This window comes from Wolbachia sp. wLmal, from assembly GCF_049435495.1.
Lineage (GTDB): Bacteria > Pseudomonadota > Alphaproteobacteria > Rickettsiales > Anaplasmataceae > Wolbachia > Wolbachia pipientis.
Window position 1 is genome coordinate 744075 of sequence record NZ_CP185405.1, and the last position, 14137, is coordinate 758211.

General features: G+C 35.4%; 12 protein-coding genes. 7 read left to right on the forward strand and 5 right to left on the reverse strand.

All coding sequences use genetic code 11. The features are described 5' to 3' along the window. Positions 1–258 precede the first annotated feature (258 nt). Both mtaB and ACEL90_RS03785 read left to right on the forward strand, forming a co-directional pair. The gene (gene mtaB / locus ACEL90_RS03780; protein WP_423348687.1) at positions 259–1485 is read left to right on the forward strand and encodes a tRNA (N(6)-L-threonylcarbamoyladenosine(37)-C(2))-methylthiotransferase MtaB; all 1227 of its coding nucleotides are present in this window, start codon (positions 259–261) and stop codon (positions 1483–1485) included. 67 nt (positions 1486–1552) lie between these two features. Continuing rightward, the gene (locus tag ACEL90_RS03785) at positions 1553–2464 is read left to right on the forward strand and encodes an outer membrane protein (protein WP_423349294.1); all 912 of its coding nucleotides are present in this window, start codon (positions 1553–1555) and stop codon (positions 2462–2464) included. 7 nt (positions 2465–2471) lie between these two features. On the opposite strand, the gene ACEL90_RS03790 is transcribed toward ACEL90_RS03785, so the two are convergent. From ACEL90_RS03790 to ACEL90_RS03800, 3 genes are all read right to left on the reverse strand, one after another. Beyond that, positions 2472–3959, reverse strand: coding sequence for a type II secretion system protein GspD (locus ACEL90_RS03790; protein WP_423348688.1), 1488 nt, complete (start codon positions 3957–3959; stop codon positions 2472–2474). A 134-nt stretch (positions 3960–4093) separates the two neighbouring features. Then, complete coding sequence (locus ACEL90_RS03795) at positions 4094–5458, reverse strand: ankyrin repeat domain-containing protein (protein WP_423348689.1); 1365 nt, start codon at positions 5456–5458, stop codon at positions 4094–4096. Between the two features lie 689 nt (positions 5459–6147). Continuing rightward, on the reverse strand, positions 6148–6822 hold the full coding sequence (locus ACEL90_RS03800) for a septal ring lytic transglycosylase RlpA family protein (RefSeq protein ID WP_015588944.1): 675 nt from the start codon (positions 6820–6822) through the stop codon (positions 6148–6150). Positions 6823–6848: 26 nt separating this feature from the next. Here ACEL90_RS03800 and murC point away from each other — a divergent pair, with 26 nt between their 5' ends. From murC to fumC, 4 genes are all read left to right on the forward strand, one after another. Continuing rightward, positions 6849–8273 (forward strand): UDP-N-acetylmuramate--L-alanine ligase, encoded by a 1425-nt coding sequence (gene murC / locus ACEL90_RS03805; protein ID WP_423348690.1) that lies wholly within the window; start codon positions 6849–6851, stop codon positions 8271–8273. A gap of 4 nt (positions 8274–8277) precedes the next feature. Next, positions 8278–9552 carry a phosphopyruvate hydratase gene (gene eno, locus ACEL90_RS03810; protein WP_423348691.1) on the forward strand — a complete coding sequence of 425 codons (1275 nt, stop codon included), beginning with the start codon at positions 8278–8280 and terminating at the stop codon, positions 9550–9552. Beyond that, entirely contained in the window at positions 9540–10562 is a 1023-nt protein-coding gene (gene cgtA / locus ACEL90_RS03815) for an Obg family GTPase CgtA (RefSeq protein ID WP_265042886.1), read from the forward strand. The genes eno and cgtA overlap by 13 nt, the downstream gene beginning before the upstream one ends. Positions 10563–10945: 383 nt before the next feature. Next, positions 10946–12340, forward strand: a complete 1395-nt coding sequence (gene fumC / locus ACEL90_RS03820) for a class II fumarate hydratase (protein ID WP_423348692.1) — start codon at positions 10946–10948, stop codon at positions 12338–12340. Positions 12341–12534: 194 nt separating this feature from the next. On the opposite strand, the gene grxD is transcribed toward fumC, so the two are convergent. Together grxD and ACEL90_RS03830 are read right to left on the reverse strand one after the other, a co-directional pair. Beyond that, positions 12535–12858, reverse strand: a complete 324-nt coding sequence (grxD, locus tag ACEL90_RS03825) for a Grx4 family monothiol glutaredoxin (protein WP_423348693.1) — start codon at positions 12856–12858, stop codon at positions 12535–12537. A 9-nt stretch (positions 12859–12867) separates the two neighbouring features. Further along, positions 12868–13092: a BolA/IbaG family iron-sulfur metabolism protein gene (locus tag ACEL90_RS03830; protein WP_423348694.1), complete on the reverse strand. Its 225-nt coding sequence runs from the start codon at positions 13090–13092 to the stop codon at positions 12868–12870. A 129-nt stretch (positions 13093–13221) separates the two neighbouring features. Between ACEL90_RS03830 and ACEL90_RS03835 the strand changes: the two genes are divergently transcribed. Beyond that, complete coding sequence (locus ACEL90_RS03835) at positions 13222–14130, forward strand: P44/Msp2 family outer membrane protein (RefSeq protein WP_423348695.1); 909 nt, start codon at positions 13222–13224, stop codon at positions 14128–14130. The last annotated feature ends 7 nt before the right edge of the window (positions 14131–14137 follow it).

A 14137-nucleotide genomic window follows, 5' to 3' on the forward strand; every position in this document is an offset into this window, starting at 1 on the left:
ACGGCTAAGAGATACCGCAGCGGTATGACGTAGAAGCTATACTTTTATACTCACCAACTCAGTATCCAATCCGGATTGTATCTTAAAAAGGTCAAAAGACTATAATAAGCAAAGGAGTGATACTGTGTCTGAGTGAAAATCGTTGAGATCCCAGTGTCTGCTGCTTGCATAGCATTTATTTACAAAAAAATAGTCATGCAAGAGACTTTGCTTGGATATTTGATATAATTTAGGTCTATTAAAGCAAAAAATACTAACATGAATGAAGTGATAACATTTGGTTGTCGTCTAAATTTTTACGAGAGCGAGTTAATCAAAGAAGCATTAAAAAAAGCAAAGAGAGAAAATGTTGTTGTGGTGCATAGCTGTGCAGTGACAAACGAAGCAGAACGTCAGGTAAAGCAAAAGATACGTAAGATTTACAAAAATGATCCAAATAAAGAAATTATCGTAGTTGGTTGTGCTGTTCAGTTGGATCCAGAAGTTTACAGTAGCATTCCTGGTGTAAGTAAAGTGCTCGGTAATCAAGATAAGCTAAAAGCTGAAAATTACTTACTAAATGACGATAAAATCTTGGTCAGTGATAACCAAGTAGAACCTGTTCTAATTAATGGATTTGAAGATAAGTCAAGGGCATTTATTGAAATTCAAAATGGTTGTAATCATAGCTGCACATTTTGTTCAATTACTGAGGCAAGAGGGAATAATCGATCTGTGCCAATAAACAGTATTATAGAGCAAATCAGGATCTTTGTAGAAAATGGATATCAAGAAGTAGTGTTTACAGGGGTTGATATTACTGACTTTGGTACAGATTTGTTGGGTAAGCCATCACTTGGTTCAATGATTAGGAGAGTTTTAAAGGATATACCAGAGTTGAAGAGGCTAAGACTTTCCTCTATCGATGTTGCTGAAGTTGACGACGAATTAATGGATTTAATAGCTAATGAGTCAAGACTTATGCCTCATTTACATTTGAGTCTACAATCTGGTAATAATTTAATACTAAAGAGAATGAAGCGTCGTCACAACAGAGAACAAGTGATAGAATTTTGTCATAAAATGAAGAGCTTGAGGCCTAATATGGCATTTGGCGCTGATATTATTGCTGGATTTCCAACAGAAACTGATGAAATGTTTCAGGATACGGTTGATCTACTAAAAAAAATAAATGTAGTTTACCTACATGCTTTTCCATATTCAGAGCGGAAAAATACACCTGCTGCACGGATGCCGCAAATACCAGAAAATGTACGTAAAGAACGGGTAAAGCACCTAAGAGAGGTGAATAAGGAAATGATGAGCAGTTTTTATCAATCTTTGCTCAGCACCGAGCAAAGCGTTCTGGTTGAGCAAAATCATATCGGTAGAACAGAAAATTTTGCATTAGTAAAGCTTGAACCAAAAGCTCAAGCCAAGAGTATTGTGAAAGTTAATGTTAAAGGAGTGGAAAATAATTATCTAATCGGAAGTATCTTACCTTAATTTTTTGTACATTAAAGAAATATATGATATAGTAGTTATACTATAAATGATAATTATGGGTTCATTTGTGATAACTAAAATATCTATTGCTTTATTTTTAATTTTCATTCCATGTGTCTATTTTTTTATTACTTATATTAGTAATAGTACACACATTGAGCAAGTACAACCCTTAAAATTAGAAACAGACAATGATGAAAGTGTGATACGTTCTGAGGAGGTTACTGCAAAAGAAATACCAATAAAATATCAAGAACTTGAAAGTAGTCCACCTTCTGTTTTCCAAGTAGCTGATCAGAAAAATATGTGGTCACGTATTGCAGATCAAGCTGAGCCTACAAAAGAAAAATCAAAAAAACTTGATTTTTATGTTAGCGCTAACGGTGGTAAGGTATACCATGATAATTCAGAAATATTTGTAAAGGGTATAAAGGCAATAGGGGAGAGAGTCCTAACTTTAGTTGAAAGTCATTATGGTTTTACAATAAAAAATATAGTGGCAGATGAAATTAAAAGTATACAGCAATTTGATGGTAAAATTGATTTCCAGTGGTTTAGCAGCATGTCTTTAGGTTACTATGCTAGAGAAAATGGTAAAATTGATTTTGAAGCCGCGTATTCTATAGCCAATATTGAAGATAGTAATTCTCCTCCGGTATTTGATAAATCAGCAAGTATATTTGCGTTTTTGTTAAACTTCTATTATAATCCCAGCGTTCAGGATACACAGTTTGCTCCGTACATCGGTCTTGGTATGGGACCAACAGTTTTTAGATTAAAAAGGATTAATGGGTCACCCCAAAATTCAATGCCACTGAATGTTCCTTGGTTTGCTTATCAAATAAAACTTGGTGTTGATTATTCAATAATCCCAGAAATCAAAACCTTTCTCGGCTATCGTTACTTTAGCGTTCCGATACCTGTTGCAGATGACATATCTACTCACAATATTGAAGTTGGTTTGATATTTAATTTTTAGTGATAATTTAATATATATATAAATTCTTATCTTTTCTATCTAACAAACCAAATGTTGGTACGATTGTTGCTTTTAAAAAAATGACAGTTTCTACTGTTCTAATATTATTCGCTAGCCTTTTTGATTTCTGATGCAATAAGCTTTGCTTATCTTCTCTATGTTCTATAAGCCCGCCGATTACCATAATTTCACCGCTCTTAATTTTTAACATAGAGTTCATTTCTCTGATTTCAACAATTGGAATGTCGCTATTTAATTTCATTTTACTCTGCTGTGCGACGTACTCTATATCTGGATCTTTAGTGTAGCCGTTAATTCTTGATAAAGTTGGATGTATATCCATGAATATTTCACTAGTATCAATGTTAATGCTTGGGTGGATTATTAGCACAACACCTATTGGGACGCTATTCATCTTGGTAATTAAGGTCTGATTAGAGTTTCTAGTATCTTTTTGTATATCGGAGGTAAAATAAATATGGTTTTTAGTAAATGAAATCATCGCTTGCTGATTATTTATAGCATGTACTCTGGGGCTTGAAATTACAGTTGAAGTGCCAAATTTGTCTAAATTTTTTACTAAATCTCCTAGATCATTTGCACCAAAGTTCATTGCTAGGTTAATAATGGAGTTATCTTGATTTATTATAGACTTAGTTCCATCTTGTAAGTCATTTAAGTTCATACCAGAAAGGTATTTGTCATCTAGCACAACTTCAACTATTTTTGCCTCTATCATTACTTGAGAAGACGCTAACTTCTTAACCTTATTAATATATTCTTCAACAGCTTTGTGGATATCTTTTCTAGCATTCAAAATAATAACACCAGCTTCTCTGTTGGATGAAAGGAATTCGCCATCATCCACCCCGTTAACATCCATTATTGCATTCAAGCCTTTTTCTAATGAATTCCATAAGTCACTACTGTATTGAGACTTCATAACATTGTTATAGTCCCTATCAACGTTACTTCCATCACTGTTAGTAATATTGTTATTAATGACGAGACTGCTTTGAGCAGAATGTTGAATATTGATGAAGTCTACGTAATAATTTTGTGCGTATGGCAAGTCCTGCTCAATTCTAATTACACCATTACTTGTTGAGTAACGCAGTTTGGCGCTATTTGCTATACTCTGAATTACTTCGTTTATATCCTTATCTTTTAGCTTTAAAATAATATTACCTGATATTTTTGGGTCCATATCCAAGTTAACGTCAGAAAGTTTTCCTATCTCAATCAGCAAATCCTTTACTGATACTTCTTCACTAACATTAATAGAAATAAGCTGATTACTGATTGTGAGATCGGGAAACTCTATTGGTAAAGGCATAATTTCTGGTATTGCCGGTTCATTAATCTCCAAAGAGGTGTTATATTGTTGCAACGGATAATCGTGCTTATAATTGTCTATGTTAATAGGATATTGCTTGGTAGGTAGATGTGTGCAAGAAATAATGAAGAGGAGTATTAAGCATTTAAAAATAGCCATTAGAACAGCATACAAAATCTATACTAATAGATTTCTATAAAAATATTAAAAATGTATTTAATCTCATTTTCATCGAGCAGATAATTGTCGTGTATTAGCTTTGGCTATGTATTTTTTGTATACTCTTCTTGTACTTAAATGTAGACCAGCATAGCCCTAATTTTTTTATATATTTTACTTCTTTCTCTGTATTTAATAATAGGCTTGAAAATAAATGGTAAGCCTATAATTGTTAAGCTTAGAGCTAGGGTTGAAAGTATACAACAGGCTTTGTGTTTACTATGTAGCTCTTTCAGGTAAAGCATCAAAAATCTACAAAATTTTTTGTAATTTTCTTCGATGTTTTTTTTGCTATGAGCCTTGCTAATGAACATATCTATTGCGGTATGACCGTTATTGCACTTAATGTTAAGGTCTGCACCTTTTTCTGTTAACAACTGAGCTATATCAAAATAATCCTTTTGAACAGCAAGATGTAGAGGTGCAAAACCTTGTTGCTCACAAATGTTCATATTGGCTCTAACTTCCAATAACATTTTCACAATTTGTGTATGGCCTTTTTTAACTGCGAGTAGCAAGGGAGTTCTGTTACATTTAGTAACAGCATTAACGTTTACCTTAAGCTTCAATAAGAGCTTAACTGTTTTAGTGTTACCATTATGGCTAGCTTTATGCAGCCTAGCGTTACCATTAAAATCTTGATCGTTTGCTTCTATTCCCTTTGAAACAAGAAATGTTACCATTTTTCTATTATTATGCTCAATAGCGCAATCTAACGCATCAAAACCATGGTTGTTTTTTGTGCAAAAAAACTCTTTAAGTTTAATTTTATCGTTACTTGCTTGCTGTTTTTTTGCAATAAGTTTTACTATTTGCATTTTGTTGTTATACGCTGCTAGGAAAAGCGTAGTGTTATTTTCTGCATCTTTGGCTTCTATATTTGCACCTTTCTTTATCAGATATTCTATAATTTCTGCTCTGCTGTCATAATGTGCGGTGCATTGATAAATGGTTAAAAACAAAGGAGTACGAAAATTGTTATCTTCACATTCGAGATTTGCTCCGCTATCAATTAAAATTTGAACACTTTTTTTAGAACCGTATAGTGAAGCTATATGAAGAGGAGTATAGCCCTCTTTGACATCTTTTTCACTAATTTTTGCGCCTTTTGTTATCAAAAAATCTATTAATTCCGTGTCATCTTGTAGTGCAGCAAGGTGCAGTGGAGTGAATCCATTTTTATCCTTGGAATTAATTGTCAGTTGGTTAACAAAAAGTTTAGCAACTTTCTTGTGTCCATGCATAATGGCGTAATGCAGAGGGTTTCTATTTTCGTTGTCTACGACATTGAAATCAGCTTCGTGCTCTAGTAATGACTTTACTCCAACTAAATCGCCTTCTTTTGTGAACTTATGCAAGAGAGTGATTCCACTTGCATCTTTTGAGTTAATATCAAATCCATTTTCTACTAATTGGTTTATATCTTCCTCACGCGCCATATCACCTAAATCTCTAATTAAACTCTTTTCGCGTTAATAATACTCCTACTTGATTAAGTTTAAATGAATCTGTGAGAAATGGCTAGTGCATTCTTGCATAACAAACTTTTGGCAGCGCATTGGATGAAACGAAAAACTTACTTGACAAACTCCGCCAGCCCTCTTGTCATGAAACTGAAGCTATTTATTTATCTTCGCAATCTCTGCAGTGGATTAATGACAAAAAACTTAATGTATTTGGCGTAAATCATGCTTAATTTTTTGCACTATGTGCACCTTATGTCTTTATAAAACTTCTACCTACATAAGCCGAAACGCGCTTATAAAGTGTTTAAGACAGTAAAAGACGTCAAATAGACAAGGGAGAATTTGAATACTAGCTACCCTAGGGTTTCTTTGCCTTTTTTTTCATTTGGTAAATTTCTTAATATTTATAGCTAAACGACAACTGTCATTCCTGTAAAGGTCAAGTATCCCGCTACTTGTTAGCGGCTGAGATACCGCGGCGGCATGACGGTTCGCGGTGGCATGACGATAAGCTCGTCATTCCGCTACGTGTTAGCGGCTAAGAGATATCGCGGTGGTATAGCTATAAATTGTTGATATCTTTTTTATATCACATTTTTAACTTACAATAGTTAGCCAGCGTTTCTGACATTAACCAAATTTTTCAAATTCTGCACTCACCACTACCTATAACTCACTTTCACGCAATATTGATCGTTCTTAAAAAGCAATCTAACATTTTTTATTCCTTGATTGCGAAGCTTTGATGCAGCTGATTTAGCAGCCTGAGCACTTTTAAAAAATGCAACATATCCCTTACTTTCTGCACTGTCTTGTTTTGGGTGACGTTTCTGTATTTCTTTTTCATACTGCTTTCTGTAATGAGGAGTATTTTGTATCAATTGTTCTGACATCTTTCTTAGGTATTGGACTTTTACTTTTGCAAGCCCAGATTTATGAAATCCTAAGACTTGGGCTGCTTTTTCTGATAAGTCTATTATTCTACCTTCAATAAATGGTCCTCTATCGTTAACCCTTGTAACAAGCTTTCTTCCATTTTCTAAATTAGTGACAAGAACAAAGCAGGGTAGGGGCAAAGTCTTATGCGCTGCAGAGATCAAGTGACGGTTAAACACTTCACCATTTGCTGTAAGCGTGCCATGATCTTCTATTCCATACCACGACGCTGTCCCTATCTCTTCATAGTGTTTACAGTTTTTTGGATAATAAGTTATACCATTTATTGTGTAGCTGCTGCCAATTTTGTAATGACCTGCAGTGCAATTAAACCTGTTGCTAAAACTGCAACTACTCATCAAAACGAATATTAGACATAGGAAGGCTAGGTTTTTTATCATTGTATTCGGTAAGAGGGTTCGATACTATGAGGATTTTAAATTATACTATAATAAATTTAGTAATGAGTAAACATCTACTGCTAAATATTAACAAAACTCAAGAAGGAATAATACATATTATTGGTATAGGTGGAATCGGAATGAGTGCCATTGCTGAAATTCTTCACAATTCCAATTACAAAGTTCAAGGCAGTGATGCGCAGTCAAACAACAATGTAGATAGATTACAAAAGCTGGGTATAGAAGTTTACATTGGTCACAATGCTGATAATATAAGCCAAGCTCAAATAGTTGTATATTCTTCTGCGATAGAATCTGATAATGTGGAGTTAATTGCGGCAAAAAATAACAATAAAATCGTTTTGCATAGATCAGACATGCTTGCTGAACTTTTAAGAGATAAATATGTGATAGCGGTTTCAGGTTCAAGCGGAAAGACAACAACAACCGCTATGATTGCTTCCATTTTTGATCATTCTGGCATTGATGCGACTGTAACTGTAGGAGGGATATTAAATTCCTATAAGAGCAACTTCAAACTTGGAGGGAGTGACACTTTTCTGATCGAGGCTGATGAGTCTGATGGAACTATGCTAAAAATCCCTGCAAAGATTGCTGTCATAACAAGTATCAACAATGACCACATAGATTATTACGGCACATTTGATAATATCAAAAATGCATTTTCCCAATTCGTGAATAATGCAGGTTCTGCAGTTTTACCTGATTCTGTAGACATCGATTATGATGCGGGTAATTCTATAACGTTTGGGTTTGAGAATGGTAGCATAAGAGCCAGCAACATCGAACAACATAATAACAGCATGGAATTTGATGTGTTGATTGACAATAACCACAGAATAAAAAACGTAGTACTATCAAACACAATAGGAATGCATAAAGTCAGCAACGCCTTGGCTGCAATATCAGTTGCGATAAAGCTCGGAATTAGCGATGCAGATATTAAAAAAGGCCTTTTGGAATTTCAAGGGGTAGCAAGAAGATTCTCTTTGATTGCCAATATTAAAGGTGTTAAGTTAATTGAGGATTATGCCCATCATCCAAATGAAATATATGCAACTTTAACGGCTGCACGTTCGATCACTAAAGGAAAGGTGATAGGAATTATCGAACCACTTCGTTTTGCTCGCATTCGTAATTTTTTTGATGAATTCATACGAATTTTCATGATGTTTGATTATGTCATCCTTACTCCTGTTCATCCTCCAGAAGATAAGCCTATTCCTGGTTGTGGGATTGATGATATACAAAAAGCTTTAATCAGTAATGGATTTAATAACACAAAAATTATGAATGATGCTTTGCTCATTTCACATTTTATTAGTGATTCGACAAGTCCAAGTGATATAGTATTATTTATTGGTGCTGGTAGTAATATAGCTAAATTGGCAAAGGAAACTGCAGCACTTATTGCGGAAGTTAAGGTTTAATGTAATGAATAAGATAATCAATAACGTATTTGCAAGAGAAATTTTAGATAGCAGGGGTTACCCCACTATTGAGGTAGAAATTGAGCTCTGTGATGGTGCAATAGGCAGGGCATCTGTACCTTCTGGAGCTTCAACCGGTAAATTAGAAGCCTTGGAACTCAGGGACCAAGATGAGAAAAGGTATTGTGGTAAGGGAGTGCTGAAAGCTGTTCAAGCTGTAAATGGGATAATAGCAGATGAAATCATTGGAATGAATGCAGCGGACCAAAATGCAATTGATAAAGCATTAATTGAACTGGATGGAACAAAAAATAAATCTAAACTTGGAGCAAATGCAACTTTGGGTGTGTCTCTTGCGGTTGCAAAAGCAGCAGCAAACAGCTTCAATATGCCGCTCTACAGATATTTGGGAGGAGAGCAGATGAGTGTTATGCCGGTTCCACTCATTAACATAATTAATGGTGGAGTACATGCAGACAATAAGCTCGATTTCCAAGAATTCATGATTCTTCCGGTCGGTGCTGAGACTTTCAGTGAAGCTATCAGAATATCTGCGGAGGTGTTCCACAACTTACGTAGCATTCTTAAGAAAAAAGGTTATAGCACAAACGTAGGAGATGAAGGTGGTTTTGCACCAAATATTGAAAGCACTGAAGAAGCACTTGACTTGATCATATACGCTATAGAATCAGCAGGTTATTCAGCGCAAAGTGATTTTGCACTGGGCCTTGATGCTGCTTCATCTACTTTTTATGAAGATGGAATTTACGAATTTGAAAGTAAGGGGCTTACTTCAGAAGAGTTAACCGAATATTATTGTAACCTTGTGGAAAGATATCCAATAATTTCTATAGAAGATGCAATGAGTGAAGACGACTATGAAGGCTGGAAATTGCTTACTGCAAAACTAGGGAATAAAATTCAATTGGTCGGGGATGATTTATTTGTTACAAATTGTGAACTAATACGTAAAGGAATAGAGGAAAAAATGGCAAATGCTGTACTGATCAAGCCAAATCAAATAGGGACGTTAACAGAAACGTTTAATGCAATTGAAATGGCAAAATCAAATGGCTATAAAACTGTTATTTCTCACCGCTCAGGTGAAACAGAAGACACAACAGTATCTCATATAGCAGTTGCGTCAAATTGCGGACAAATAAAAACCGGGTCGCTATCGCGTTCTGATAGACTCGCGAAGTATAATGAGCTAATGAGAATAGAAAGCACGTTAGGAAAGGATGCTAAATGTTATCGTGGGTTAGCATGGGTTTTATAGACGAAGTAAAATTGTGTTTAAAAGCCGGTGACGGTGGTGATGGCTGTGCAAGTTTTCGTCGAGAAAAGTTCGTTGAATTTGGTGGTCCAAATGGTGGTAATGGAGGAAAGGGTGGAAACATAGTTTTCATCAGCGACGCTAATCTCAACACTTTGCTTCATTTTCGTTATAGAAGACACATTAAAGCAGATAGTGGAAAAAATGGTGCAGGCAGGGATAGATCTGGCACAGCAGGGAAAGACGTTATACTTAAAGTTCCAGTCGGTGCACAAATAATTGATGAAGAAAGTGAAGAGATAATAGTAGACCTTGACAAGCCTGGTATGGAATTTCAAGTGGCACAGGGTGGAAAAGGTGGACTTGGAAATACTAATTTTAAATCTTCTACTAATAAGGCACCAAGACATTTTACTTACGGTCAGCCTGGCGAAGAAAAACATGTATTATTAAAACTAAAAGTTTTATCAGATGTTGGAATTATTGGCATGCCAAACGCAGGTAAATCAAAATTTTTGACTCGCTGCTCAAATTCCGATACAAAAGTAGGCGATTATCCATTTACCACCGTAAGACCCCACTTAGGTGTGACAAAAGTGGATGATAGCGAAGTTGTAATAGCAGATATTCCTGGAATAATTACTGATGCTCACCTTGGAGTTGGGCTCGGGCATAAATTTTTAAAGCACATAGAAAGGTGTAAAATTTTACTTCATTTAATCGATGTAACCCATGGTGACGTTGTTTCGGCTTATAGTTGTATCCATAATGAATTGGAACTTTACAATAGTGATCTTGTTGAAAAAGAAGAGATTGTAGTACTGAACAAATGCGACTTATTGAGGGAAGCAGAAATTCTGGAAAAGAAGAATCACCTAGCTAATTATCTCAATAAAGAAGTGCTGTGCTTATCAATTAATGGTGATTTACAGCCTATTTTAAGATTATTAAGTGAAAAATTGAAAAAGAGTAATTCTAAGGAAATCGATGTATATGATCCTTTTAAAGCGTAAATTTTCTATTTATGGATGTACAAGAATGGTAGCGTGCAACCAGAATTAAGCGTACAGCTGTGCAAACATCGTGATTTGAGTCCACCAGAGGGGTGTCATCCCAGTCTGGGATCCAGGAATTTTATTAAGTTGGTAAGCATAAAAGTAGCCGTTTTATGTTAAAATACAACGTTTTGATGATTATGAAAAGGCTGGATTCCAGACTGGAATGACACCATCATAAAGTGAATCAGTGTCAGCTACTTGCATCTACCATGCAAGTTACCTGAAAATTGCAATGTTCGTACACTTGACTACTTGGATCTAGTATGATTTAATTAACCAAGAAGTAGGCATGAAAAAATTATGTAGTGAACCAGTTTGCATAACACCAGGAGGAAAATATGGATAGAAAGACGAGAATAGAATCAGACAGCTTAGGGGAAGTAAAAGTACCAAGTGAACATTACTGGGGAGCGCAGACTCAGCGTTCTTTAGAAAATTTTAAGATTGGCACAGAAAAAATGCCAGAGCCTCTGATTAAAGCATTAGCAATAGTAAAACTTGCAGCAGCGCGTGTTAATATGAAACATGGTGTTATAGATGATAGGGTAGGGGACGCAATTTGCACAGCCGCGAGGGAAGTAATAGATGGCAAATTTAATAATGAATTTCCGCTTGTTGTTTGGCAAACCGGATCCGGAACGCAGACTAATATGAATATGAATGAAGTGATCAGCAATCGTGCAATAGAGATTTTAGGTGGTAATTTGGGTAGTAAATCTCCGATACATCCAAATGATCATGTGAATTATGGTCAGTCGTCAAATGACACCTTTCCAACAGCAATGCATATAGCAGCAGCAGAGCAAATAAACTGCTTGCTTATTCCAAATCTTGAAAAATTGCATAAGGTGCTGGATAATAAGGTTCAGGAATTTAAAGATATAATAAAAGTAGGACGTACTCATCTGCAAGATGCAACGCCCCTAACACTGGGACAGGAGTTCTCTGGCTATGCAGTCCAGATTAAAAAGGGGATAGAGAGAGTAAAATCAACTTTAAGTGATATATGTGAGCTTGCACAAGGTGGCACTGCAGTTGGCACGGGACTCAATACTAAAAAGGGTTTTGCTGAAGATTTTGCTAGAGAAGTTGCAAAAATCACTAATCTTCCATTTACTTCAGCAGGCAATAAATTTGAAGCGCTAGCAGCAAATGATGCTTTAGCTGAGCTCAGTGGAACACTCAATACAGTAGCAGTCAGTTTAATGAAAATTGCAAATGATATAAGGTTGCTTGGTTCTGGTCCAAGATGCGGAATTGGGGAAATAATGTTACCAGAAAATGAGCCCGGTTCTTCAATTATGCCAGGTAAAGTGAATCCAACTCAGTGTGAAGCGGTAACTATGGTATGCACTCAAGTTATGGGAAATCATGTTGCTGTAACCATTAGTGGTTCAAACGGTCATTTTGAATTGAATGTGTTTAAGCCAGTGATAATTTACAATGTTTTGCAGTCTATAAGACTTTTAGCTGACGCAAGTTTAAATTTTACAGAAAAATGTGTAGTTGGTATTAAAGCAAATGAGGAGAGGATAAAAGATTTACTGAATCAGTCGTTGATGTTGGTCACTATATTAAATACGCATATAGGGTACGACAATGCAGCAAAAATAGCGAAGCTTGCTTATAAAGAAAATATCACTCTAAAAGAAGCAGCAGCAAAACTTCAACTGCTCACTGAGGAAGAGTTTGAAAGGATAGTGAAACCAGAAGAAATGGTAAATTATTTGTAACCGCTCACACTTAATTCTTCAATCTCACTAATAGAAAGGCCAGTAAACTTGACAATAGTGTTAACATCAACATTATTATCTTGCTTTGTCTACCTTATTTTGCCGCTCCCCTGAACGGATACGGTTTAAGACATAAGATCCTTTTTCATAGCAATACTACGTTATCCAGCGTCTGGGCACTGGTTTCTTGGTACTTATTCCGCAATAATTTTTTTTTCCTTCAATAAACTTTGCAGTTCGCCTTTTTCGTACATCTCGCGAGTAATGTCGCAACCACCAATAAACTCTTCCTTTATATATAATTGTGGAATTGTTGGCCAATCAGAAAACTCTTTTATAGATTCACGTATTTCATCATTCTCCAACACGTTAATATACTTAAACTTCACGTTCAATTTTTTTAGGATTGACACGACGAGTCCAGAGAATCCGCATTGAGGAAAATCAGAAGTGCCTTTCATATACAATACCACATCATTTTCTGTTATATCTTTTTTTATTTGTTCAAAATTGCTCATAAATTCACCTTATTTTAAAGTATTAGTTTCCAGTTGCAAGGCGTGTATAGACTGACCTTCCAGAGCTTTATATACCATTTTATGCTGTTCTATTTTTGTCTTTCCAAGAAAACACTTGGAGTTTATTTTTAAATGATAACGGTCATCATCTCCAGCAAGATCATGAATCTTTATATCAGCGTCGGGGAACGATTGTTTGATGATCCTCTCCAATTCGTGAATTGCAATAGTCATTGATTTGCTTTAAATTACAATACTTTCATTATAAATCTAAAACGATTGAGCGCAATAAAAAGTTGCTATCATAAAGAATAGAAGCATACTATAATAATGGAATGACAAGTTATGCAGGGAGGCTTTGTGGTGGGCGAAAGATTTAAATTCACATATCTATTGGTTTTGCTAACTTTTTCATTTAGGTGCTTATCTTACGATGATAAAATAAATAACTTAGAGAATGTTTACATCAAAGCTAACTATTTTGGAGCATTCTTCAATGCAATAGGTTCTCTAGAAGGAAAAGAAGATGCAGGTGACAATATAACAGAGGGGGTTTTTAGTTTTAATAAGAAGGAGCGAATTGAAGCTGGATACAGTCCTAAATATGTTCCAGGGTTTGCCGGTAGTGCTGCAATAGGGTATTTATTCAAAAATATGAGAGTTGAGTTTGAAGGCTTATATTCTCAGACTAACTTATATGATGAAGATTATTCAGATAAGAAAAAAGCAAGATATATTGAACTTCGTCGTCACAATGATGCGTCTACTGGAGCGGAATGCAATTCACCTTGGAGAAGTGGAAAGGTTGATATTCACATTCAAGAAAATTGTAGTGTTGAAGCAGAGTTCAGAGCTGCATTTAAGATGAAAAATGAAGGTTTTAATAACTTAGCTGGAATGGTCAATGTATATCGTGATTTTAATATAGCAAAAATGCCATTCACCCCATATGTTGGTATTGGTGCAGGTGTAACTAGGGTTAAATTTCTAGGAAAAACCAGATATGCCTTGGCTTACCAAGCAAAACTTGGTATCAATCACCAACTTACAGCACAAACTCAAGCATTTTCTGGTTTACGCTATTTTGGTATCCTTGATAACCAATTTAAAGATATTGTACCAGGAATAAAGATACTAGCTGGTGAAGGATATATTCCTGCCGGTGGAGGAAGTAAAGTTGATGAAACTGCACGTGTTGAATCAACAACTGCAACCATTACCAATAGGTTTGGCATATATGGCTTAGAGTTTGGGTTGGTTTATCACTTTTAACTTTATC

Coding starts and splice junctions, on each gene's coding strand:
- mtaB (WP_423348687.1), top strand. CDS start 259: ATGAATGAAGTGATAACATTTGGTTGTCGTCTAAATTTTTACGAGAGC.
- ACEL90_RS03790 (WP_423348688.1), bottom strand. CDS start 3,959: ATGGCTATTTTTAAATGCTTAATACTCCTCTTCATTATTTCTTGCACA.
- ACEL90_RS03795 (WP_423348689.1), bottom strand. CDS start 5,458: ATGGCGCGTGAGGAAGATATAAACCAATTAGTAGAAAATGGATTTGAT.
- ACEL90_RS03800 (WP_015588944.1), bottom strand. CDS start 6,822: ATGATAAAAAACCTAGCCTTCCTATGTCTAATATTCGTTTTGATGAGT.
- murC (WP_423348690.1), top strand. CDS start 6,849: ATGAGGATTTTAAATTATACTATAATAAATTTAGTAATGAGTAAACAT.
- eno (WP_423348691.1), top strand. CDS start 8,278: ATGAATAAGATAATCAATAACGTATTTGCAAGAGAAATTTTAGATAGC.
- cgtA (WP_265042886.1), top strand. CDS start 9,540: ATGGGTTTTATAGACGAAGTAAAATTGTGTTTAAAAGCCGGTGACGGT.
- fumC (WP_423348692.1), top strand. CDS start 10,946: ATGGATAGAAAGACGAGAATAGAATCAGACAGCTTAGGGGAAGTAAAA.
- grxD (WP_423348693.1), bottom strand. CDS start 12,858: ATGAGCAATTTTGAACAAATAAAAAAAGATATAACAGAAAATGATGTG.
- ACEL90_RS03830 (WP_423348694.1), bottom strand. CDS start 13,092: ATGACTATTGCAATTCACGAATTGGAGAGGATCATCAAACAATCGTTC.